The sequence below is a fragment of the Mobiluncus sp. genome, from assembly GCF_985070215.1.
Genome location: NZ_CFKZQR010000034.1, coordinates 1 through 21,358 on the forward strand (window position 1 = coordinate 1; position 21,358 = coordinate 21,358).

General features: G+C 56.7%; 23 protein-coding genes. 13 read left to right on the forward strand and 10 right to left on the reverse strand.

Annotation, left to right across the window (positions count from 1 at the left end; all coding sequences use genetic code 11):
- Positions 1 to 79 precede the first annotated feature (79 nt).
- The 5 genes from AC5LBQ_RS07165 to AC5LBQ_RS07185 all read right to left on the reverse strand — a co-directional run bounded on the left by AC5LBQ_RS07165 (position 80) and on the right by AC5LBQ_RS07185 (position 3,724).
- Entirely contained in the window at positions 80 to 1,222 is a 1,143-nt protein-coding gene (locus AC5LBQ_RS07165; RefSeq protein WP_493265050.1) for an ABC transporter ATP-binding protein, read from the reverse strand.
- The gene (locus tag AC5LBQ_RS07170) at positions 1,219 to 2,046 is read right to left on the reverse strand and encodes an ABC transporter permease (RefSeq protein WP_493265051.1); all 828 of its coding nucleotides are present in this window, start codon (positions 2,044 to 2,046) and stop codon (positions 1,219 to 1,221) included. Before AC5LBQ_RS07170 ends, AC5LBQ_RS07165 begins: the two co-directional genes overlap by 4 nt.
- Positions 2,047 to 2,055: 9 nt before the next feature.
- Positions 2,056 to 2,865 carry a molybdate ABC transporter substrate-binding protein gene (gene modA, locus AC5LBQ_RS07175; RefSeq protein WP_493265052.1) on the reverse strand — a complete coding sequence of 270 codons (810 nt, stop codon included), beginning with the start codon at positions 2,863 to 2,865 and terminating at the stop codon, positions 2,056 to 2,058.
- An 87-nt stretch (positions 2,866 to 2,952) separates the two neighbouring features.
- Entirely contained in the window at positions 2,953 to 3,348 is a 396-nt protein-coding gene (locus AC5LBQ_RS07180) for a TOBE domain-containing protein (protein WP_493265053.1), read from the reverse strand.
- A gap of 97 nt (positions 3,349 to 3,445) precedes the next feature.
- Positions 3,446 to 3,724: a DUF6457 domain-containing protein gene (locus AC5LBQ_RS07185; protein ID WP_295027523.1), complete on the reverse strand. Its 279-nt coding sequence runs from the start codon at positions 3,722 to 3,724 to the stop codon at positions 3,446 to 3,448.
- 176 nt (positions 3,725 to 3,900) lie between these two features.
- On the opposite strand from AC5LBQ_RS07185, the gene moaA reads away from it, so the two are divergent.
- The 4 genes from moaA to AC5LBQ_RS07205 are packed head-to-tail and all read left to right on the forward strand — an operon-like array spanning position 3,901 to position 7,801.
- Positions 3,901 to 4,989, forward strand: coding sequence for a GTP 3',8-cyclase MoaA (gene moaA, locus AC5LBQ_RS07190; protein WP_493265054.1), 1,089 nt, complete (start codon positions 3,901 to 3,903; stop codon positions 4,987 to 4,989).
- Between the two features lie 2 nt (positions 4,990 to 4,991).
- A complete protein-coding gene (locus tag AC5LBQ_RS07195; RefSeq protein ID WP_493265055.1) occupies positions 4,992 to 5,276 on the forward strand; it encodes a MoaD/ThiS family protein in 285 nt (94 codons plus the stop codon).
- A gap of 42 nt (positions 5,277 to 5,318) precedes the next feature.
- Positions 5,319 to 6,548 (forward strand): ThiF family adenylyltransferase, encoded by a 1,230-nt coding sequence (locus AC5LBQ_RS07200; protein WP_493265056.1) that lies wholly within the window; start codon positions 5,319 to 5,321, stop codon positions 6,546 to 6,548.
- Complete coding sequence (locus tag AC5LBQ_RS07205) at positions 6,545 to 7,801, forward strand: molybdopterin molybdotransferase MoeA (RefSeq protein ID WP_493265057.1); 1,257 nt, start codon at positions 6,545 to 6,547, stop codon at positions 7,799 to 7,801. Before AC5LBQ_RS07200 ends, AC5LBQ_RS07205 begins: the two co-directional genes overlap by 4 nt.
- 29 nt (positions 7,802 to 7,830) lie before the next feature.
- On the opposite strand, the gene tatC is transcribed toward AC5LBQ_RS07205, so the two are convergent.
- Genes tatC through AC5LBQ_RS07220 form a run of 3 tightly spaced genes read right to left on the reverse strand, consistent with a single transcriptional unit; the run spans position 7,831 to position 9,353 of the window.
- The gene (gene tatC / locus AC5LBQ_RS07210; RefSeq protein ID WP_493265058.1) at positions 7,831 to 8,598 is read right to left on the reverse strand and encodes a twin-arginine translocase subunit TatC; all 768 of its coding nucleotides are present in this window, start codon (positions 8,596 to 8,598) and stop codon (positions 7,831 to 7,833) included.
- 8 nt (positions 8,599 to 8,606) lie between these two features.
- Complete coding sequence (locus tag AC5LBQ_RS07215; RefSeq protein ID WP_307742071.1) at positions 8,607 to 8,870, reverse strand: twin-arginine translocase TatA/TatE family subunit; 264 nt, start codon at positions 8,868 to 8,870, stop codon at positions 8,607 to 8,609.
- Between the two features lie 45 nt (positions 8,871 to 8,915).
- A complete protein-coding gene (locus AC5LBQ_RS07220; RefSeq protein ID WP_493265059.1) occupies positions 8,916 to 9,353 on the reverse strand; it encodes a twin-arginine translocase TatA/TatE family subunit in 438 nt (145 codons plus the stop codon).
- A 98-nt stretch (positions 9,354 to 9,451) separates the two neighbouring features.
- On the opposite strand from AC5LBQ_RS07220, the gene moaC reads away from it, so the two are divergent.
- The 5 genes from moaC to AC5LBQ_RS07245 all read left to right on the forward strand — a co-directional run bounded on the left by moaC (position 9,452) and on the right by AC5LBQ_RS07245 (position 14,134).
- Positions 9,452 to 9,934: a cyclic pyranopterin monophosphate synthase MoaC gene (moaC, locus tag AC5LBQ_RS07225; RefSeq protein ID WP_282921382.1), complete on the forward strand. Its 483-nt coding sequence runs from the start codon at positions 9,452 to 9,454 to the stop codon at positions 9,932 to 9,934.
- Positions 9,931 to 10,458 (forward strand): MogA/MoaB family molybdenum cofactor biosynthesis protein, encoded by a 528-nt coding sequence (locus tag AC5LBQ_RS07230; RefSeq protein WP_307742069.1) that lies wholly within the window; start codon positions 9,931 to 9,933, stop codon positions 10,456 to 10,458. Before moaC ends, AC5LBQ_RS07230 begins: the two co-directional genes overlap by 4 nt.
- 112 nt (positions 10,459 to 10,570) lie before the next feature.
- Complete coding sequence (locus AC5LBQ_RS07235) at positions 10,571 to 11,464, forward strand: transporter substrate-binding domain-containing protein (protein ID WP_295027538.1); 894 nt, start codon at positions 10,571 to 10,573, stop codon at positions 11,462 to 11,464.
- A gap of 87 nt (positions 11,465 to 11,551) precedes the next feature.
- Positions 11,552 to 12,448, forward strand: coding sequence for a transporter substrate-binding domain-containing protein (locus tag AC5LBQ_RS07240; protein ID WP_295027514.1), 897 nt, complete (start codon positions 11,552 to 11,554; stop codon positions 12,446 to 12,448).
- A 39-nt stretch (positions 12,449 to 12,487) separates the two neighbouring features.
- A complete protein-coding gene (locus tag AC5LBQ_RS07245; RefSeq protein WP_493265060.1) occupies positions 12,488 to 14,134 on the forward strand; it encodes a methyl-accepting chemotaxis protein in 1,647 nt (548 codons plus the stop codon).
- Positions 14,135 to 14,152: 18 nt separating this feature from the next.
- On the opposite strand, the gene AC5LBQ_RS07250 is transcribed toward AC5LBQ_RS07245, so the two are convergent.
- Positions 14,153 to 15,736 (reverse strand): aspartate:alanine exchanger family transporter, encoded by a 1,584-nt coding sequence (locus AC5LBQ_RS07250; protein WP_295027510.1) that lies wholly within the window; start codon positions 15,734 to 15,736, stop codon positions 14,153 to 14,155.
- Between the two features lie 65 nt (positions 15,737 to 15,801).
- The gene (locus AC5LBQ_RS07255) at positions 15,802 to 17,322 is read right to left on the reverse strand and encodes a threonine/serine exporter family protein (RefSeq protein ID WP_297346096.1); all 1,521 of its coding nucleotides are present in this window, start codon (positions 17,320 to 17,322) and stop codon (positions 15,802 to 15,804) included.
- Positions 17,323 to 17,551: 229 nt separating this feature from the next.
- Here AC5LBQ_RS07255 and AC5LBQ_RS07260 point away from each other — a divergent pair, with 229 nt between their 5' ends.
- The 4 genes from AC5LBQ_RS07260 to AC5LBQ_RS07275 form a co-directional block, all read left to right on the forward strand.
- On the forward strand, positions 17,552 to 19,393 hold the full coding sequence (locus AC5LBQ_RS07260) for an acetolactate synthase large subunit (RefSeq protein ID WP_307742066.1): 1,842 nt from the start codon (positions 17,552 to 17,554) through the stop codon (positions 19,391 to 19,393).
- Between the two features lie 2 nt (positions 19,394 to 19,395).
- Complete coding sequence (ilvN, locus tag AC5LBQ_RS07265; RefSeq protein ID WP_295027507.1) at positions 19,396 to 19,899, forward strand: acetolactate synthase small subunit; 504 nt, start codon at positions 19,396 to 19,398, stop codon at positions 19,897 to 19,899.
- A gap of 96 nt (positions 19,900 to 19,995) precedes the next feature.
- Positions 19,996 to 21,024, forward strand: coding sequence for a ketol-acid reductoisomerase (gene ilvC, locus AC5LBQ_RS07270; RefSeq protein WP_297346890.1), 1,029 nt, complete (start codon positions 19,996 to 19,998; stop codon positions 21,022 to 21,024).
- Positions 21,025 to 21,117: 93 nt separating this feature from the next.
- Positions 21,118 to 21,358 (forward strand): EamA family transporter (locus tag AC5LBQ_RS07275; protein ID WP_491680960.1); only part of this gene is annotated, 241 nt, incomplete at its 3' end.

Consider the following 21,358-nt stretch of genomic DNA (forward strand, 5'->3'; position numbering starts at 1 on the left):
AAGGGGAGAATAGCCGGGTAGCTGCCAATAATGGCAGCGATCGGGCTATTTTCCCCCTATATTTACGGTTTATAAAAACCTAGCGCGGATACACCGTAATCTGAGTGGCTTTGACCTCGGCGAAAATGGGCGAACCGGGAGCCAGCTGCAGGGCGCTGACGGCTTGCGGGGTCAGGACGGCTTGAATGCTTTGCCCCCCGTCCAGTTCCAAACTGATCCACTGCACCGCGCCGCGCGGCGTGATGTCCGTGACGCGCGCCGGCCAGGTGTTGCGCGGGGAGCCGGAAACAGCCGTTTCAAACAGAGCCACGGACTGGGGGGCAAAAGCGGTGAGAGCTGGGGTTTGAGGGCCGGGATGATGCTTGCCCTGCCACAGTCCCGTCAGTTTCACCCCGCCGGCATCAATGGTGGCGACTTCGCCGGATTCCTCAATGACTCCGGCCAACAGGTTCATGCCGGACAAATTTTCCAGGAACTTTGTGGCAGGCTGACCCAGCATTTCTACCACTGTGCCTTCCCCAATCAAATGGCCGTTTTCGATGGCGACCACATGGTCGGCCAGCATCCATACGTCGAGCGGGTCGTGGGTGACAAAAATTACGGTCGGCCGCGGCTCTTGACGCAGCCGTTTCGACAGTACTTCCCGCAGTTTGGCGGCAGTCTCAACGTCAAGGGCAGAAAACGGTTCGTCCAACAGTACGACTTGCGGGTGTGTCGCCAGGGCTCGCGCAATCGCCACGCGCTGCGACTGCCCGCCGGACAGAGCCGTGGCGGGACGATCCGCCAGTTCCAAAGCACCCACCGCCGCTAACTCCTGGCGAGCGATGCGCCGGGCTTCCTCCCGTGACCGATGCCGGGCTCGCGGTCCAAACGCCACGTTTTCCAACACGCTCAAGTGCGGAAACAGCAGAGGTTTTTGGGTCAGCATCGCGACAGGACGCTGATGGGGCGGCAAGGAGCGGGAGGCATCGGCAAACACCGTATCCCCACTGCGGACCTCTCCTGAATCGGGGGCCAGCAGCCCGGAAATCATCCCCAGAATTGTAGACTTCCCGGCCCCGTTCGGTCCGACTATGGCGGTAATGAGTCCCGCTGGAAAAGCACACTGCACCGTAACGTTGCGTTCCTTAATGCCCGCTTTCACCAGGACTTCACTTCCGGCCGTGGTGGTGGCGGTGGGGAATTCCGCGGGATTTGCTGCCGTATCGTGACGAGTTTTCACTGGTCGTCACCACTTTCCGGTTGTGTCGTGAGCTGCTTGGTGCGGCGGGTGGTAAAGATGGCCGACAATCCCATCATCGTGGCCGCCAACAGCACCAGCACTACGGACAATGCCAAAGCCAGGTCGGAGTCGTCCTCGCGCAGCAGATAGATAGCCTGGGGGAGGGTCCGGGTCACCCCTTGCAGAGAACCCGCGAAAGTCAGGGTGGCTCCGAATTCGCCCAAGGCGCGGGCAAAAGCCATGGTGGCACCCCCGACTATGGCAGGGCTCAGCAAAGGTAGCGTGACACGGCGCAACACATAGGTCGGAGATGCCCCCAAGGTTGCCGCAATCCGCTCATAACCGGAATCAAAAGTGCGCAGTGCGGACTCCAGGGACACCACGTAGTAAGGCATCGCCACGAACGTTTGCCCCAGCACCACGGCTATGGTGGTGAAACCGATCTCGATACCGGCCAAGGACAGGTACTGTCCCACTACGCCGCGGCGCCCCATCGTAACCAAAAGCGCTAAACCAGCTACGACCGGCGGCAACACCATGGGTAGGACCGCGAAAGTACGCCACACGTACGCCCAAAATCCCTGGGTGCGCGAAATCAACAGCGCCAAGGGAGTGCCTAGTATGAGCACCAGCACCAGCGACACCAGGCAGGTACGCAGGCTCAACAGCAAAGCATCGCGGGATTCGTCGCGGGTCAGGATTTCCACCAGACGGGTCCACGGCACTCGCACCATGAGCCCGACAATAGGCAAAACGACCAACAGCAAGGCTATCCCCGCCGGCAGATACAGCCAGCGGGGAAAGCCGTGGTTATTAGCGTTCAACGTGAGCCTTTACTTAGCGGGACTCATGAACCCGTACCTGGCAAAGACCTTTTGCGCCGCATCGGACAACACGTAGTCCACGAAGGCTTTTGCGGCCGCATCGTTGCCGTTGTCGGCAGCCATCTTGGTGACCACAATCGGGTAGGCGTTGACCACGGTGTCAGAGCCGGGAATATCGATGGTGTCCACCGCGTCCTTTTCCGCCAGCGCATCGGTCTGGTACACCACGCCCGCGTCAGCTTCGCCGCTGACGACCTTGCCCATTACGTCCTTCACCGAAGTCTCTTCGGACACAGCCTGACCGATGAAACCGACCTTTTGCGCCAGCTCCCGGTAGGCGTTGCCGCAGGGAACCCCCTCGGCACAGATGACCAGTTTCTTGCCGATGAGGGAGTCGTCCAGACCAGTAACCCCGGCCGGGTTACCTTTCGGTACCGCCAAGGTCAGGGTATTGTTCACAAAAATGCTCGGTTCGCCGGCGTTCAGACCCGCGTCGGTCGCTTTCTTCATGTTCTTTTCGTCAGCGGAGGCGAACACGTCAGCTTTAGCGCCGCCCTGCATCTGATCAAACAGGGAGGAGGAGCCGTCGAAGTTGAACTTCACGGTAATGCCGGGGTTTTCCTTCTGGAAAGATTCGCCCAGCTCAGTGAAGCTGGCCTTGAGAGAGGCGGCGGCAAATACCTGAATCATCTTGGCCTCGGCCGTTTCGCTCGGTTCTGAGTTCGCGGTGTTGGCGTTGTCCTGTGCGCAAGCGGTGAGGCCGGTGGCGACCAGGGCCAGGACGGCCAAGCCTGCTCCGAGACGCGCGAGTGTTTTCATGAGCTTTCCTTTCGCATAAGCCGGGTCGGCGGTTTTCCGTTGTCGACCGTTTCATTGTGGCGGCACAAGGGTGTCGTCAGGGTTTCCCTAAGATGCATCAATTACGACATTCGTGGCTTTGACCCGGGCGGTAGCGACCGCGCCGGGCACCAGTCCGAGATCTTTGACCGACTCGGTGGAGATGAGGGACACCACGCGGAAAGGACCGCATTGCAATTCAACTTGGCTCATGACTGTGTCGGAAACGATTTTGGTGACTAGGCCGCGGAAATGGTTGCGGGCTGAAATGAAACCCGTGGAATCCGCGTCACCAAAATCTTTGGCTTTGTTTTGAGCTAGTTTCGCCAGTTCAGCTCCGTCTACGACTTTGCGTCCCGCATTATCGGTTCTGGCGCTGAGATGACCGGCGTCTATCCACCGGCGTAGGGTATCATCGCTAACACCCAGCAAATTTGCTGCGTCCTTAATTCGTAATTGAGACATATTTGCCACCTTATCTTAAATTTTGCGGACATATTCTGGTGTTAGACCGATTTTTGCGGAAAACACCCACGCGTTGCTCAGGACATCAGCGAAAGTCTTAGTTTGCGGGGTACTTTGCCACCAGGGTGCGAAGTTTTGCCACATTTTCGCCCGCTTGCGCAATGTCCCCACCCGCGGCAAATCCGACCAGGAAAGCCGTGAGGGGAGCCCCCGGACGAGACGGTCCGTGCGCGACATCGCTGATGAGGTTCAATAGTTCCTCCTGGACGGGGGCAATAGTCCCTTCCGGTAGTTTGAGTTCCTGGCTAGCGGCTTGCAGCCATGCCGCCATTTTTGCCATTTTTTCCGGATCGTCTTTGCGTTTTTCTTCTGCCATGTCTGCTCCTCAATGAGTACGGTCAAAAATTAAGTGAGCCGATGGGCTCACTCCTTCAGCATAACGGAAAGGCAACATCGGGCGAGGACGAACCCACAAATGCCTAGTGAACTGTAAAAATAATTGAGACGCGATAGAATGGCGAGATATGCCGAGGGCTGAGGAAGTAGGTAGGTTTGACTGAGACGCTGACACGAGTCAATCGTGTGGGACAGGCATCTGGGCTCGCGTCTCCCTGGGCTTTGCCGTTGCGAGACAGCTGGGGGCGAACTGCGAGAGACTTGCGCTTGTCGGTGACCGATCGTTGTGATTTACGCTGTTCGTATTGCCTGCCGCGTGAGGGCGTCAAGTGGGTGTCGCGTCAGGAGCTGTTGGATTCCTCAGAAATTTTGCGTTTGGCGGGAATCGCGATTCACCGCCTGGGGATTACTCAGGTTCGCCTGACCGGCGGGGAGCCGCTGTTGCGCCCGGATTTGTTAGAGATTGCAGCGGGGATTACCCACATGTTTGCGGCTGCGGGGCGTGACCCCCAGGTGGCTCTCACCACCAACGCCGGCAGTTTGGCGCCGCTGGCTTCGGCCCTGCGTGCGGCGGGAGTTCAGCGCGTCAACATTTCTCTCGATACCCTCGACCCTGCCCGTTTTGCAGAAATCACCGGGCGCGATGAACTCGCCTCGGCTTTGGAGGGTATTGACGCCGCGCTCTCCGCAGGTTTCCAGCCAATGAAAATGAATACGGTCATGTTGGACCAGGTCAGTCTGCGCGAGGCTCCGGATTTGCTGCGGTTTTGCCTGGAGCGGGGTATCGAGTGGCGCGCTATTGAATATATGCCCTTCGGCCCGCACACGGTCCGGGTTGGTTCCGCTGAGCAACTGGATTTTTCTAAACTGCGCCCGGCTTTAGAACGCGAATTTCGTTTGTCCCCGGTGCGCGAAAATATTGATATTCATGCCCCGGCAACCCGTTTTCAGGTGTTTAACCCCGCGGGCACAAAGCGCCTGGGCACGATGGGGTTGATTTCTTCGGTATCCACGCCTTTCTGCGCCAACTGCAACCGAACCCGGCTATCCCCGACCGGACTGGTGCGTCCCTGCCTGTTCTCTAACTTGAGCTGTGACCTGGGGGCGATGTTGCGCCGAGGTGCTAGCGATGACGAACTGGCGCAGGCTTGGGCGGCGGTAACCTGGGAAAAACCCTCCGGGCACGGCTTGGGTCAGCAGGACTTTCATTCTCCAACGATTCCGATGGCTCAGATTGGGGGGTAAAGATGCGGGATAGTGGAGGTAACACGGTAGGTGTACAAGTGCGTTTTTTCGCGGCGGCCGCGGATGCGGCGGGCACCGATACGGCGACGGCACAAGTGGAGCGGGACGTGAGCGTGGCTGATGCGGCGGCCCAGGCGGGAGGAGATGGCCGCGAATTAAATCAGGTGCTCTCCATTTCGTCATACCTGGTGGGGGGTCTGCGCGAATCGGGCCAGAAACGCCTCGCGGACCTCGGCGACCTCACCGACCTCACCATCGACGTATTACCTCCATTTGCCGGTGGCTAGTTAACATCCTCGCGTAGTTTTGGAATTAATTTAGGAGCATCTTTGGCAACCATACTGCAAGCGGATCTGACCGATGAGCCTTTGGACCCGGCTCGATTTGAGGCGGGGTTCATCGCGCCCGAAGCCGGGTGCCAGCTCGTGTTCATCGGCCGCGTGCGCAACCACGACCAGGGGCGTCGAGTGGAGGCTATCACCTACAGCGCGCACCCGGACGCCGCCCGTGAACTGCAACAGATTGCCGGTGAGGCCAGTACGGTTCCCGGCGTGCAGGAAATTGCGTTGCTGCATCGGGTGGGGCATCTGTCGGTCGGCGAGGTAGCTATTTTGGTCGGAGTCTCCGCCGCTCATCGGCAAGCTGCGTTTTCTACAGTGTCTTGGCTGGTCGATGCGATCAAGGACCGGGTTCCCATCTGGAAGAAACAGGTTTTTTCCGAGGGAGACGCCGCCTGGTCAAACCTTGACGCAGACCTCCAAACCCGCAGCCGCTATGCCGCACATTGCGCGATTCCAGGTTTTGGAGCAACCGGTCAGGAGCGCGTCACGAGTGCAAAAGTCCTGGTGGTAGGTGCTGGCGGGCTAGGTTCTCCCATCATTGCGTACCTCGCTGCCGCCGGGGTCGGCCTGTCCACGGCGGGGGGAACCCTGGGGATTGCCGATGGCGACACGGTGAGTCTGAGCAACTTAGGACGCCAAGTCATTCACCCGTTTGACCACCAAGGCGAGCCAAAAACCGCTTCTGCCGCCGCCACTGTCCGAGCGCTGAACCCCGAGGTGAACGTCTGCGAGGAGCCGGCGCTGGATGCTCAGAACGCCGCCGCAATCATCGCCCAATACGACCTGGTGGTGGACGCCACCGACACGTTTGCCTCGAAATACCTGGTTTCTGACACTTGCGCAAAGTTGGCGCGACCTCTGGTTTGGGGCTCCGCAGTCGGAGCAAACTTCGAGGTCAGCGTGTTTTCTCCGGAGGTTGGGACGTGTTTACGCACGCTCTATCCGACTCCGCCTCCGCCCGCAAGTACCCCGGACTCCACCACCGCGGGAATCCTCGGCCCCGTCTGTGGGCAAGCCGGGTCCCTGATGGCTACCGAGGTCCTGAAAATGGTCTCAGGTTGGGGCGAGCCCCTCATCGGACGCCTGGTCATTGGAGACGCCCGCATGGGCAAATGGAACGTGGTGGATTATTCGGCGCGTGCCGCCTCATCCCAAAACCCAAACTGTTACGAAACACTGTCCGGCAAGACTGGTGAACTCAAAGGAGAACAATCGTGAGTGAGACAGAAACACTGCTTGATTACCAGGAATTTTTGGCGCGTCTCTTGGCCGAAATCACCCCGCTGACCCCGCGGGAGCTCCCGGTAGGCGACACCTTGGGATTGACCCTGGCCGAACCGGTCATTTCGCGTCTGCCGGTGCCGCCCTTTACAAACTCGGCGATGGACGGTTTTGCTTTCAATAGCGCGGGTCTGCCGGTTGGCGGTTCCGTAACGTTGCCGGTGGCGGGCGATATTCCGGCGGGTACAGAGCCGAGCGCCGAGTGCCAGCCGAGTCAGGCGTGGCGCATTATGACCGGCGCGAAAATGCCCGCGGGGGCGGACACCGTGGTGAAAGTGGAGGACACGGATCAAAAGCCCGGTCCCGTTGAGCTACCGGAAACGGTCACCATTCATCGTGTCCCTAGAGCCGGGGCGAATGTGCGCCAGGCCGGAGAGGACCTGCCGGCCGGCACCGAAGTTCTGGCTGCCGGCGAAGTCATGAGCCCGGGGGCAATCGCTTCGGCAATCTCCGGGGGCTACGCGACAGTTACGGCCTTCCCGCGGGTCCGGGTGGGAATTATCGCCACCGGTTCCGAACTGGCGGGAGCGGGGGCCTCGCTGGAAGGGTCGATGATTCCGGATTCAAACTCGTCTCTGGCAGCTGCCTTGGCACGAGTGGCCCAGGCGGAGGTCAGTTTCGCGGGTCAATGCGGGGACGATGTGGCGCAGTTCCGTGATACCTTGCGCCGGGTGGCGGACGTGAGCGACCTGGTCATCACTTCGGGCGGGGTTTCGGCCGGCGCTTATGAGGTGGTGAAACAAGGTGTCAGCGATTGGGGATTTCATTTCGCACGAGTTGCCCTGCAGCCGGGTAAACCTCAAGGTTACGGTTTCGTGCAGGCGAGCGGCGGGCGCCGGATACCGGTGCTGACTCTGCCGGGAAACCCGGTTTCGGTTTTCGTCTCGTGGCATCTGTTTGCACTGCCGGTACTGGCGAAGCTCGGCGGGCGTGACCCACAGCGGGTGCACGAGTGCCAGGAAGCGACCGTGGTGGAGGCGTGGACCTCTCCGCGAGGCAAAGTCCAGGTGGTGCCGGTGCGCTTGACGCCGGGACAGCCGGGACAAACCCCCACGGTTCAGCGCACCCACCCCTTAGGATCGAAGTCACACCTGGTAGCCTCGCTGCATAAAGCGAACGCTTTGATGCTGATAGACCGAGATGTCGAATCCGTGGCGCCTTGGTCGATTGTGAAAGTCCTCGAAATCTGACCTCGGCGCGGTTTTGATAGTTGTCGCGGTTACGGTTGTTTCCGGTTTCGGCGCCAATCATGGAATGCCGCGATGCCGACCGCCAGGAAATACAGTGCCAGCAGAGCTGAAGCCTGCAAAATGACGGGCCACGGGGTTGGTAGAGGGTTGGCGATAGCCGAGAAAATAAACGCCACCATCGTCGCCCAGCGCCAGCCTTTTAACATGGTGCGGGCACTCAACACTCCGAGGAAGTTCAGCATGACCAAAATTTCGGGAATCAAGAAAGAAATCCCGAACGCTAACACCAGGCGAATATAGAACTTGATGTAGGCATCGGCCTGCAGCAGCATCGCCGAATCCGGGGGTGTAAATGAGGACAAAATCGATACGGCCCGCGGCGCGGTCCAGTCGCCGAATACCGCACCAGCAGCGAACAAAATGACTCCGGCCACACCAAAAATCAGCATCCAGAACCGTTCCCGGCGACGCAGACCGGGCCAGATGAAAGCCAAAATCTGAAAAATCCACCACGGCGAAGCAATAAGCACCCCCAGCCACAGGGACACGCGGATTTTCAGGTCAAAGGCCGCGCCGATGGTCTGGAAGTTCAGGTTGGCCCCGGTGACGTCTTTCATGGGGGCGGTAATGTGTGCCAGCGCGATTCCATAGAGAAACCATCCGCCAATCGTTGCCAGGGCTATGCCCGCAAATGACCAGATTATGCGTTTTCGCAGTTCAGCAAGGTGCGCGGTCACCGTCATGACGCCTTCTGAGTTGGCATCACGATTCTGGTCGGCGGGTTTCTCAGTGGGCACTGGAGCGGTTACTTAGCGGCATCGTTGCCTGAGGCCGGGTCAGTTTTCGAGGAATCGTTGGCGGCGTCATTTTTGCTCTCGATAGCTTTTCCGTCAGCCTTGGTGTCCTCGGTCAAATCGTTGAGTTCTTCCTTCAGGACTTTTGCGGATTTGCCCACGTTGCGAGCAATTTCCGGCAGTTTCGAGGCACCGAAAACCACGACCAAAATAATGATGACAGTAATCCACACTGCGGGGCTTACGCTGAACAACATCACATGTGCCGGAACCATTAATCTCTCCTCTGTATAGGGCTAAATCACCACAAGTTTATCAGTTTACGCGGGCTTTTCTTGACGGGGAGTGGCCGGAGGAGCGTCTGGAGGCTTGGCCGGAGGGTTAGCAGGGGAATCGTCAGGTTTAGGGTCTGGCGACGGTTTGGGGTTGTCCGGGGTTTTTCCCGGCACAAGGCCCGGTGTGGCGGCTTTCTCGATACTGGTGGCTTGTTCCATCCACAGCTGCATTTCTTCGGCCACCGCGTCTTTAATCATCTTGCGCGGGTCATATTCGCGCGGATCAAAATTTTTTAAATCTACGTTGAGGCCGGACTTGGTGAATTTCGCTTCTTCGCGCAGACGGGCGGACCACGCCCGCAGCCACTCGATTACTCCTTTGAACCACAGCAGAGCTTGGGCGGCGTGCTTCGGGCCGATGACGATGACACCCACGACCAAAATGAGCAGCAGCTCCGAACCGCTGATCCCAAAAAATTCCACCTGACAATTCTAGTAAGGGAAACGATTTCCTGCATATATTAGAAGGGTCAGTTCAGAAAACTAGCCCCGAAATGGGGATGTTCCCAGAAAGACTTGTGATGGAAAATACCCTGCCTATGAACCACTTGAACGAACGCGGCGAGGCCCGCATGGTGGACGTGTCAGCGAAAAGTGAGACGTTGCGCGAAGCGCGGGCACGTGCCGTAGTCAGTGTATCGCCTCAGGTAGCCGCCGCTTTGCGGGATAATCGAGTCCCGAAAGGAGACGCCTTGGCGGTGGCGCGCATCGCCGGGATACAGGCCGTGAAACGCACCCCGGAACTGCTCCCGTTGGCCCACCCCTTGGGAATCGACTACGTAGCCCTGGACATCACCCAGGAGGGCGACGAGGTCATTTTGCGCTCCACGGTGAAATGCGTGGAACGTACCGGCGTGGAGATGGAGGCCTTGACCGCGGTGACGGTGGGGGCGTTGGCGTTGGTAGACATGCTGAAAGGGGTGGACCGCCAGATTACTTTGCGCGAGGCTTTCGTGACCTATAAATCCGGGGGACGTTCGGGGACGTGGGAGCGGGAATCATGAGCCACACTGAACAGTCTTTGCCGTCACAGACACCGGCTTGTGTCATTACGGTTTCCGATTCCGTTTCCGCGGGTCTAAACCCGGATCGGTCCGGTCCGTTGGCGGTGGAATTGCTGGCAGACCTGGGATTCGTGGTGACCGGACCGGTGGTAGTTCCCGACGGAGTGGACTCTGTTCACAAGGCCGTGTCGGCGGCGTGTCGCAGTGGGGCGCGGCTGGTCTTTACCACGGGCGGAACGGGGATTAGCCCGCGTGACCTCACTCCCGAAGCCGTTGAGGGCCTAGTGGAAGCCCGTTTGAGCGGAGTGGAGGCCGCGTTGCTGGAACGTAACCGACAGGCTGGGCCCCTGGGTATGCTGTCTCGGCCTGTGGTGGGGATTTCCACGCGGGCAGCAGGAGCCGCGCTAGTGGTGTGTGCCCCCGGTTCTCCAGGCGCCGTGCGTGATACAGTAGAGGTTCTCACACCGGTGTTGGGTCACGTTTTGGCAATTTTGGACCGGGACACTTTCACGTCAACAGAGTGATTTTTTCAGTGAATATTCAGCCAGGTAGGAGTACATTTTTGGGTGCTTCGGTTAGTGCTAACCCTGGTTACAATTCGGAGATTCGTCCTAGAGCAGGAGGCAGTTGGCTGACATGAAAACCACGATGAGGTTGGTTGGGGCAGCGTGTGTAGCAATGACGGCAGTGGCGCTTTCGTCATGTGCGTTAGCAGGAAAACCGGGGGCGATGCAGTCCTACGATTTTAATTCCATCAAACCCGATCCGGTTATCGCGGCGATGGTGCCGCAGGCAAACCGGGATACGCTGCGGGTTGCGATGGAACTGCATTATTCCCCGGCGGAATTTCTCGATGACGCCAATCAGCCTGTGGGCTATGAGGTCGATGTCTTGAAAGCTCTCGCTAAGGTAATGGGCATCAAAGAAGTGCAATTCATCGACGAAGATTTTGACTCCATCATTCCCAAAGTTAACGAGGGCACCGATGATTTGGGCATGGCCGCTTTGACGTTGAATAAAGAGCGGCTTCGTCAGGGCAATATGGTGTCCTATGTTGAGGCAGGTTACAGCTATGCAACCCAGCGAGATAACCCGAAGGATTTTGACCCGGTCTCGCCCTGTGGATTTACCGTGGCGGCGCAGTCGGACACCACGCAGGCCGATACTTTGCAGGCGGCCAGCGATCAGTGCGTGTTAATCGGTAAGTCGCCGGTCACCATCATTACTGAGCCGGATCAGGACAAATTGATTTCCCAGGTCGACCAGGGAAGCATTGATGCCATCATTGGAGAAACGCCCATTTTGGCCTATAACCAGGCAAAATACCAGAATTTTGAGATGTTCGGGGAGCCCTTCGAGACGGCTCCGCAGGGTCCTTTCATCGCGAAAGACAATGCGGAGTTGGCCAAAGCGGTGCGCGCTGGTCTGCAAAAAATGATGGATACGGGAATGCTTGCGGATGTGCTTTCTCCCTGGGGTGAAGAGACTATAGCGTTGCACTACGCCACGCTAAACCCGCCGATTGCCTGAAATCCCTTTCAAATTTTTCTCTCTGGGATACTATGGAACGGTAGAGTTGTTGGCGATGCCCCTTTTCAGGGGAGGAAAGCAAAGGCAATGAAACTCATAGTGAAGATGATCTCGGCAGCAGCGGGTGCAGCTTTGTTGGGAGCAACGCTTACTTCTTGTTCCGGCTCGACCAGTTCAGCGGAAGTGAAATCCTATAACTTCGATTCCATCAAACCGGATTCTGAAATCGCGGCGATGGTGCCGCAGGCAAACCGGGATACGCTGCGGGTCGCGATGGATATTCCCTATTCTCCCGCCGAGTTCTTCGATGACAACAATCAGCCGGTGGGCTACGAAGTCGATGTCTTAAAAGCCTTGTCAAAGCTGATGGGCGTGTCGGAACTGAAAATTGCCGATGAAGAATTTGACGCAATTATTCCCAAGGTTAACGATGGCACCTATGACATCGGCATGGCATCCATGACTCTCAACAAGACCCGAATGGCTCAGAACAATATGGTTGCCTACATTAAATCGGGATATATCTATGGCACCCAGGCGGGCAACCCCAATAATTTCGATCCCGCCAACTCTTGCGGATTGAAAGTCGCCACCCAGGCAGACACCACTCAAGCCGAAACTTTGCAGGCGGCCAGCGATTCTTGTGTGAAAGCTGGAAAACCAGCGATACAGATTGTCTCTGATGCTGACCAAGATAAGTTGGTGCAACAGGTTGCGGACGGAACCTTGGATGCCATCATCGGGGAGAGCCCAATTATGGCTTACGCCGAGTCGAGGAATCCGAAATTCGCCACTATCGGTGAGGCTTTCCAGGTGGCACCGCAGGGCCCGGTCACTGCGAAAGACAATCCTGAGCTGGCCAAAGCCATTCAAGCCGGTCTCCAAAAGATGATGGATACGGGAATGCTGAAAGAAGTACTTGCGCCCTGGGGCGAGGAATTCATCGCGCTCAACTACGCAACCTTAAATCCGCCAATTGCTTAATTTTCTTCAGGGAGGAAATGAAAAATGCGTTTTTCATCAATGATTAAATTCACTATGAGTATTGTGCTGGCGCTCACTATTTTGGGCGTAGCCGCTCAAATTGGCACTATCATCGCGACAGGTCAGGTCAATCGGGCCCAAGACGAATCCAACCGGCGTAATAACGGGATTGCCTACATAGAGAATGCCCGGACACATATGGCGGATAATGCGCGAGTATTTGTGATTTCCGGCCTGGAAGAAGCCATGATGGATTACTTCAACCAGGTCTATGTGAATCGCGATATAGAGTACGGGGCTAGCCTCATCGCCGACAACGGTGGTACGGAAGATGAAAGCAAGCTGGTGCAGCAGTCTTCGGAAGCAGGAAAAATCACTCAAGAAACTGAGACTCACGCCATGGCTTTGGCTGCTTTGAGTCGCGGAGCTGACTTTAGCGCTCTGCCCAACGATTTGGAAAACTTCCAATTCTCGCCTGAGAAATTGGCTATGGATGCGGAGGCACAGCTGCAAACAGCCTCAGACCTGGTGTTTGGAGAGACCTACTCCAACTCGTACAAGTCCGTGATGTCGCCTTTGAATATGTTGAATCAGCTGGAAACCGGGGCTGCCAATGCGGCCGATACGCAAATGGGTCGAGCTGCCTCCCTGCAAAAGGTCACCATCTATATTTTGATTGCGATATTTATTATTTTGGCTGTGGTGGTACTGCTGTTCCTGATTGCGGCACTACGAACTGTCCGGTTGCCTTTGTCTCGGCATACTGTGGCTTTGCAGAATCATGATCAGTATGATTTGGGTTTTCGGTTGCGTGATGATACGGGTGTGCCGGAGATTCGGGATTTGGCGAGGGCTTTTAATGGTCAGAATGATCAGGTTAATGAGTTGATTGGTGAGGTTAGTGGTACTTCTGTGGGGTTGCAGGAGCATGCTGGTAATTTGGCTGATACGGCTGCCCAGTTGGATGAGACTGCTCAGGATACGCGGGCTAGGGCGGCGGGGGCTGCTGAGCAGGCGCAGTTGTTGGCTACGAATATGGATACTTTGAGTGCGGCTATGGAGGAGATGCAGGCTGCGATTCGTCAGATTTCTGAGTCGGCTACGTCGGCTTCGCAGATTTCTGAGGAGGCGGTTGAGTCTGTGGGTTCGGCGACGAAGGTTATTGATACGTTGGGTGAGTCTTCGCAGTCTATTGGGGAGATTACGAATTCGATTACTTCGATTGCGGAGCAGACGAATCTTTTGGCGTTGAATGCGACTATTGAGGCGGCTCGTGCGGGTGATGCTGGTAAGGGTTTTGCGGTGGTTGCTGGTGAGGTTAAGGATTTGGCTGCGCAGACGGCGGCGGCTACGGCGGATATTTCTGAGCGGGTGAGTTCTATTCAGGAAGACTCCACCAAGGCGGCTGAGGCTATTACTCAGATTAGTGAGATTATTTCGCGGATTAATGATTCTCAGCAGACGATTGCTTCGGCGGTTGAGGAGCAGACGGCGACGACGAATGAGATGTTTGGTGTGGTTCGTGGGGCTGCGCAGACGACTCAGGATATTGTGGGTTCGATTGAGACGGTTTCGTCTACGGCGGAGAGGTCTGCGGAGGGGGCGCGTACGACTTTGGAGGCTGGTCAGGCCGTTGCTGATTCTTCCAGCCAACTAAGCAAACTCGTCTCCCGCTACCATCAGTAAGGGCGGGGCTGCAGCGGTCTAAAGCATCCCGACAAAGGTTCCGCACAGAATCTTGGTAATCATCGCTACGGGATAAGCCATGGCGTAGCCCAGGGAAACCCGAGGGTCGGTGTTGGTTTGGTCATTAGCGAATCCCAACACCGCCGGCTGTGTTTGGGCGCCGCCCATGAAGCCGGAGAGCTTCGTGCCTCCCATTTTGGCCACCAGACGCATCAGGATGAACAGGGTGAGACCAAAAAGATTGGTGATGATGAAGCCGAGAAGCAAGATCTTCCACCAATCCCCGCTGGTGAAAGCGGTTTGAATGGAGCCTCCGGCATTCGTTCCGGCCTGTGCCAGGAACAGTAGCAGACCGATTTCGCCCAAGACCTGACCCGTAGTGTAGGGCAGAGTCGTAACGAATGGACCGATGCGCCCCACGCGGCCCATAATCAATCCCATAATGATGATTCCGGCGGCATACCCGATGTTGAAGTATCCGCCTCCGGGGTTGGGAATGGGAATCTCACCAATGAGGAAACCTAAGGTCATCCCGATGCCCAGCGCTACCGGGTTGAGTGAGGTGAGTCCGCGGGTGGAATCGCCCAGGTATTTGGTGATGACCGAGATGCTTGATTTCGGCGCCACCACGCGTAGCCGGTCGCCCAGCTGCAACGTAAAGTCCGGGTAAGCCACCATGTCTACGTCTCCGCGTCGAACTCGTGACACCGTGGCACCAAAGCGGTCACCCATGTTCAATTCCGCAATGGTCTTGCCAGCTTTGGAGGCATCAGAAAGAGTAATGCGTCGATAGTCGAGGTAGCTGCGGTCAGTCTGTAGCGAATGGGAAGACGAATGGCCCAATTCTTCGATAATGGTGTGAACGGCTGAGGCTTCCCCGACAATGGTAATCAAATCGCCGGGGTTGAGCGTATCAGACATATTGGGTCGGGTAATCGGTCCTTGTTCGCCGCGGCGCAGACGTGAAAAAGCTAACTTTTCGTTGAATCTCTCAAAAATTTCGCCCAAGTGGGGGTGGGTGTCGATTTCCACCCGAATCGTTTTGGACACGACAGGACTGGGGGCGTCCCGGTCATTTTTGCCTTTTTTCAGTGCCAGGGACGCGAAAAAGAGCATTCCGAGAACGCCGTAAAGGTAGGCGATGGAATAACCGATCGTGGCCGTGGCGATATCCCCGGACGTTTCCCCTCCCGCCTCGAGCATCGGAGTGTTCGTCAGTGCCCCGGAGAGGGTTCCCACAATTTGGCTGATTGGCATTCCCAGCAAGGTGCCGATTCCCACCGCGACAGCACTGACTCCCACATAGGCTCCGACCAACAGGAGGATTGATTTCCAGGCAGTTTGTAGGGTCGCAAAAAAGTTCGGACCAGAGTTTGAACCAATACAAAATGCGAACAAAGAGAGTCCCAGTACGGCGATTTCTTTCGGAATCATGAGCTTTATGCCCGAAGCACTGGCCCAGGCGGAGACGCCGATAGCGAGGAACAACACCGCGGCTGCGCCCAGAGAAACACCTTTGACTTTGATGTGCCCAAAGGCCATGCCTATTCCCAATAAAGCAGCTAAAAGGACAATTGGGTGGGCTGCGAAAAATTCGAACAAAATGTCCTCCAGAGACGTAGTGATAAATCAACCTTGTGGTCGGGAAAACCAACAAAGTCAGTCTATCAGCGCATACTGAAAGAATCGTCAGTGTCGGCATTAAGAACGGGGTGGGTGTCGACAATTTCCTTGTCTTGCAACCAATTTCGATCCGTGAGCATGCGGGCTGTGGAAAGTCCGATGCCGATGGCCAAAATGACCACGGACACTTCGCTAAGGGAGGCGATAGCTCCTATCGTGTTCCCTTCGTTGAGGTGTACTAAAGCTGAATAGAGAGGGACCCCGGGAACCATCAGCACCGCTGCCGGCACGGACAGCGAGACTCGTGAATAGTTAAAGTTCGACAGACGGGAAATAACGTCAGCAAGCAGACCGATTGCCAGCGCCTCCATCCCTACCGAAAACTGCCAATTGAATCCCGATTCCACAACGAAAAAACGCAACGGATTGACCAGAGCGCATATCAACCCGGCATAGACGCACAGTCGTCGGGTCGAATTGAACAGCATGGCGAACCCGGCAGAGGCCACAAATGAACAGAATGTTCGAGCGAGGTACAGCCAATGCCCCTCCAGAGGCGGGTTCACCGCGGGGTCTACTGCCCACTGGAAGATTAGGGACACAATCCACACGCTCGCTCCGGCTGAAATGATCAACATCAAGGTATAAACCAGGCGCGGTATCCCGGCGGAAAGGTCCAGGCGTACCAAATCGAGCATCGAGGTAATGAGAGGGAAACCGGGAACCAAAAACAGTACCGCGGAGACAATTCCCACCCGGAATCCGAGAGGATCAGCCGTTATCCAAGGCGGTATAGCCGCCAGAACTGCTGGTGAATAGGCGCGCTGCAGCATTGTCTCCAGCAGCACGGCGCAGCCGATGTAGACCAGAGAGGCGGCAAAACCAGCGGTCATCCAGACCGCAAAATGGTTTGTTTTCTTTGACATCATCATCCGACGCACGGTTTGCCCGAATCCTGCCGCTAAACCGGCCAGAACGCACTCGATGAGCCCGCCGCGGTTCAGGAAACAGAAACAGGCGCAGGCAAAACCCGCTGCCAGAGTGTTGGCAACTTTATTGAACTCAGGCTTGTAGGACTCAATGCGATCCATGAGCCGGTTTGCCTCGCTGACGGGTGTGTCCGGTTTGATGTTTTGGATAAAGAGCCGGAGTCGATCAAGTTTGGCCGCGTTGGTGCCAAAGTCCCTCTGTTCTGAGATTTCGGTGCGTGAAAAAGGTCGCAGGTAGACGGTAGAACTGATTTCGCCGAAGGTGACTTGGACGTGGTGCTCATCGGCTCCCAACGCGGTAGCCAGGCGCGCCATAGAAATCTTAATTCGGTAGGCAGAAGCTCCACAGCTTTGCAGCATATGGCCTAAACGCATAATCGTGCGGGACACGTCCGTGAGCTGGATACGGATTTTCTCGTACTCCACCATGCTCTGGGTATTGACTTCAATAGGCTCGTCAGCAGCTTTTTTCTTGGGGGTAAAGGCGCGGCTGCGTTCGCTGCGAAGCCGTTCCAAGCGTCGCGATAGGAACGCCGCGGTCCGATCTTTTATTGGGAAATGCAATCTCTGTAACACAACCAGATTTAACCATCTGTCGGGTGCGAATTTTCGGGACTAAGGGCACAGCCAGCGACAACAATAAGGCTAACCTGGGTTTTAGAGCGCCAGTTGCCGCCGTTTCCGGGTTTACGGTGGATTATTTGCCCCTTAGGAAAGCGTCTCATTATTCGGTTCAGAATCCACATAGTGAGATTTTACCCTTGCGAGTTTTCTTCCTTTTCGCCCCAGAGTTACAGTTGAGTGCATGAGCGAACCAGAAACGAAATCCATGGGAGCCTATGGCCCCGAGGAGACCCCCAACGAAATTGATCCCGCAGCGCGCGGCGAAGTCATGACCGGTGCGAAAGCTGTCATTCGTACCTTGGAGGAACTGGGAGTGACCGATATTTTCGGGATTCCCGGTGGGGCGATTCTCTCCACTTTCGATCCGCTGTATGACTCCCAGAAACTAAACTTCGTGCTGACCCGCCACGAGCAGGGAGCCGCCCACGCTGCTGAGGGCTACGCGAAATCCACCGGGAAAACCGGGGTAGCGCTGGTGACTTCGGGACCGGCCGCCACGAACCTTCTGACCGGTCTGGCTGACGCCATGATGGATTCGGTCCCGGTGGTCGCGATAACCGGCCAGGTCGGAGCGGAGTCTATCGGTACTGATGCCTTCCAGGAATCCGACATCGTTGGTGCCTCAATGCCCCTGACGAAACACAGTTTCCTGGTCACTCGTCCCGAGGACATTCCCTCCCGCCTAGCTGAGGCCTTCTTCATCGCTTCCTCCGGGCGACCCGGACCGGTTTTGGTGGACATCACGAAAACAGCTCAGAATAAAAAAATGGCCTTTACCTGGCCTCCGCCGATGGAGCTACCCGGATATAAACTGCCTGGCAAGCCTTCCAAACAGCAGGTCGCGGCGGCGGCCACCGAAATCGCGGGGGCGCATCGACCGGTGCTCTATATTGGCGGCGGGATAATTGCCGCCGATGCGACCTCGGAGCTGAAAGAATTAGCTGATGCCACCGGGGCTCCCGTAGTCACCACCCTGACCGCGCGCGGAGCCTTCCCGGATGACTCTCCGCAGCACATGGGAATGCCGGGGATGCACGGTTGCGTGTCTGCGGTGCTGTCGATGCAGCAGGCAGACCTGCTGATTGCGCTCGGTACGCGTTTCGATGACCGGGTCACCGGAGACGTGAAATCCTTTGCTCCTCACGCCAAGGTCATCCATGTTGATATCGATGCGGCCGAAATCTCAAAAATCCGTCAGGCCGATGTTCCTATCGTGGGAGATCTAAAACCAGTCATCGCCGCGCTACTGCGGGCACTGCCCCAAGCCTACAAACAGTATGGCCGGCCGGACTTAACCCCGTGGATGAAGTCCTTGACCAAACTGAAAGACAAGTACCCCGCGTACTTCGACGATACACTGGACGGCCTGGTCAGCCCGCAAAAGGCTATCAAGGTGCTTGACGAGGTTAGCGACGATGACGCGATTGTGGTCACCGGGGTCGGCCAGCACCAGATGTGGGCGTCCCAGTTCATGACCTACCGTTACCCGCGCACCTACATTTCGTCTTGCGGTCTGGGAACGATGGGATTCGGCGTCCCCGCCGCGATGGGCGCAAAAGTCGCCAATCCGGATCGGGAAGTCTGGCTCATAGACGGAGATGGTTCGTTCCAGATGACGAATCAGGAACTGGCCACCTGCACCCAATCGCATATCCCGATAAAGGTGCTTCTCATCAACAACTCCTCGCTGGGGATGGTGCGTCAATGGCAGACCCTGTTCTATAACGAACGCTATTCTCAGACCGACCTGCATGACGGAGCCCGCAACCTCGATGAGGCAAACCGGGTGGGAATCCCCGATTTCATGCTTTTGGCAAAAGCCTACGGAGCTGAGGGAATTAGGGTTACCGACCCGAAAGACCTGCGAAAAGCCCTGGAGAAAGCTCACCAGATTGACGACCGTCCGGTCGTAGTCGAGGTGCTGGTCAGCCCCGATGCCATGGTGTTCCCGATGGTTCCCGCCGGGCAGACCAACGACAAAGTCATTTATGCCCCTGACAAGACTGTGACCTGGGAGGACTAAACATGAGTATGACGCATACCCTGTCGGTGCTTGTCGAAAACAAGCCTGGCGTTTTGACCCGCGTGGCGGCGCTATTTGCCCGCCGTGCCTTTAACATTCAATCCCTCGCGGTGGGAGAAACTGAGAAACCCGAAATTTCGCGCATCACCATCGTGGTCGATGTTTCCGAAGTGTCCCTGGAACAGGTCACGAAACAGCTGAACAAGCTGGTGAACGTACTGAAAATCGTGGAGTTGGAACCCGAACGAGCCGTCGAGAGGGAACTCATGCTCATCAAAGTTTCGGCTGACGACACGAACCGAACCGCGGTACTCCAGATTGTGGACCTGTTCCGGGCTCATGTCGTGGACGTGTCGCGGGGCACCCTGGTCATCGAATCCATTGGTTCTCCGGCAAAACACGCGGCTCTGTTGCGCGAGTTGGAGCCTTACGGAGTTCGTGAAATCGTCCAATCGGGCAACGTCGCGATTGGACGCGGATCGAAGTCCATCACCGATCAAATTTAGGGGCAAATTAACCGGACTTTGCCTAGTCTTTACAAGGAAAAACACCCTATATCTTTTTCAACGAAACACCTCTACAATTAATTAAGGAGAAAAATCATGGCGGAAATTTATTACGAAGACGACGCTGACCTGTCGCTCATTCAGTCTCAGAAGGTGGCCGTAATTGGTTACGGCTCGCAGGGTCATGCCCATGCGCTGAACTTGCGCGATTCTGGGGTCGATGTGGTCGTGGGCTTGCGCGAAAGTTCCTCCTCCCGAGCGAAGGCCGAGGAACAGGGCTTGATGGTGAAAACCGTGGCGGATGCCGTGAAAGAAGCCGACGTGGTCATGATTCTGCTGCCTGACCAGGTGCAGAGCAAGGTCTATGCCGCCGAAATCGAGCCGAACCTGAAGCCGAACGCCGCCCTGTTCTTTGCTCATGGGTTCAACATCCGTTTCGGCTACATCAAGCCCGGTCCCGGCCACGATGTGTGCATGGTGGCTCCCAAGGGTCCGGGGCACGTGGTGCGCCGTACTTTCGTTGCCGGTCAGGGTGTGCCAGATGTTATCGCCGTGGAATGCGACGCATCCGGACGCGCTTGGGAACTGACAAAGTCCTACGCGAAAGGCATCGGCGGAACCCGCGCGGGCGTTATCAAGACGACCTTCACCGAAGAAACGGAAACCGACCTGTTCGGTGAACAGAACGTGCTGTGCGGCGGGGTGTCTAAGCTCATCCAGTACGGTTTTGAAACCCTGGTCGAAGCTGGCTACCAGCCCGAAATCGCCTACTTCGAGGTGTGCCACGAGATGAAGTTGATTGTGGACCTCATCAACGAAGGCGGTCTGTCCAAGATGCGCTGGTCTATCTCCGACACGGCCGAATACGGCGACTACATCTCCGGTCCGCGCGTCATCACCCCCGACGTGAAGGCCCACATGAAGGACGTCTTGGCGGATATCCAAAACGGCAGCTTCGCCAAGCGTTTCATGGACGATCAAGCTGCCGGAGCCCCTGATTTTAAGCGTCTGCGCGCCGAAGGCGAAGGCCACCAGATTGAAAAAGTCGGTGCCGAGCTGCGCCAGATGTTTACATGGAATACCAACAAAGACACCGATTATGTGGAGGGCCACGCCGCTCGCTAATCGCTTAGCACAGATAAGGACATCGTGATGAAAAAGTTAATCCCCATTTTAGCGTTGGCTTCAGTTTGCGCTGCGTGGGGGTCAACTTTTTTTATGGTAAAGGATCATGTCCTGGATGATGTTCCAGCATCTGACTTCCTGACCGTGCGCTTTACTCTCGCGGCCCTGATTGCTTGCGCGTTGTGGTTTCGGGAACTGCGCACGGCGGGCTGGAAGACGCTGGCTCTCGGCTTCGGGGCGGGGGTTCTCTACGGTTTGGGTCAATTGGCGCAAACTTGGGGATTGAACCTGACCTCTCCTGCCACCTCGGGATTCATCACCGCCATGTCCATAG

What these genes read in the sequence shown, in the direction of transcription:
- AC5LBQ_RS07195 (WP_493265055.1), top strand. Translation starts at nt 4,992, where the DNA reads ATGCGGGATAGTGGAGGTAACACGGTAGGTGTACAAGTGCGTTTTTTC.
- moaC (WP_282921382.1), top strand. Translation starts at nt 9,452, where the DNA reads ATGGAAAATACCCTGCCTATGAACCACTTGAACGAACGCGGCGAGGCC.
- AC5LBQ_RS07245 (WP_493265060.1), top strand. Translation starts at nt 12,488, where the DNA reads ATGATTAAATTCACTATGAGTATTGTGCTGGCGCTCACTATTTTGGGC.
- AC5LBQ_RS07215 (WP_307742071.1), bottom strand. Translation starts at nt 8,870, where the DNA reads ATGGTTCCGGCACATGTGATGTTGTTCAGCGTAAGCCCCGCAGTGTGG.
- ilvN (WP_295027507.1), top strand. Translation starts at nt 19,396, where the DNA reads ATGAGTATGACGCATACCCTGTCGGTGCTTGTCGAAAACAAGCCTGGC.
- ilvC (WP_297346890.1), top strand. Translation starts at nt 19,996, where the DNA reads ATGGCGGAAATTTATTACGAAGACGACGCTGACCTGTCGCTCATTCAG.
- AC5LBQ_RS07240 (WP_295027514.1), top strand. Translation starts at nt 11,552, where the DNA reads ATGAAACTCATAGTGAAGATGATCTCGGCAGCAGCGGGTGCAGCTTTG.
- AC5LBQ_RS07185 (WP_295027523.1), bottom strand. Translation starts at nt 3,724, where the DNA reads ATGGCAGAAGAAAAACGCAAAGACGATCCGGAAAAAATGGCAAAAATG.
- AC5LBQ_RS07235 (WP_295027538.1), top strand. Translation starts at nt 10,571, where the DNA reads ATGAAAACCACGATGAGGTTGGTTGGGGCAGCGTGTGTAGCAATGACG.
- AC5LBQ_RS07180 (WP_493265053.1), bottom strand. Translation starts at nt 3,348, where the DNA reads ATGTCTCAATTACGAATTAAGGACGCAGCAAATTTGCTGGGTGTTAGC.
- modA (WP_493265052.1), bottom strand. Translation starts at nt 2,865, where the DNA reads ATGAAAACACTCGCGCGTCTCGGAGCAGGCTTGGCCGTCCTGGCCCTG.
- AC5LBQ_RS07260 (WP_307742066.1), top strand. Translation starts at nt 17,552, where the DNA reads ATGAGCGAACCAGAAACGAAATCCATGGGAGCCTATGGCCCCGAGGAG.
- AC5LBQ_RS07230 (WP_307742069.1), top strand. Translation starts at nt 9,931, where the DNA reads ATGAGCCACACTGAACAGTCTTTGCCGTCACAGACACCGGCTTGTGTC.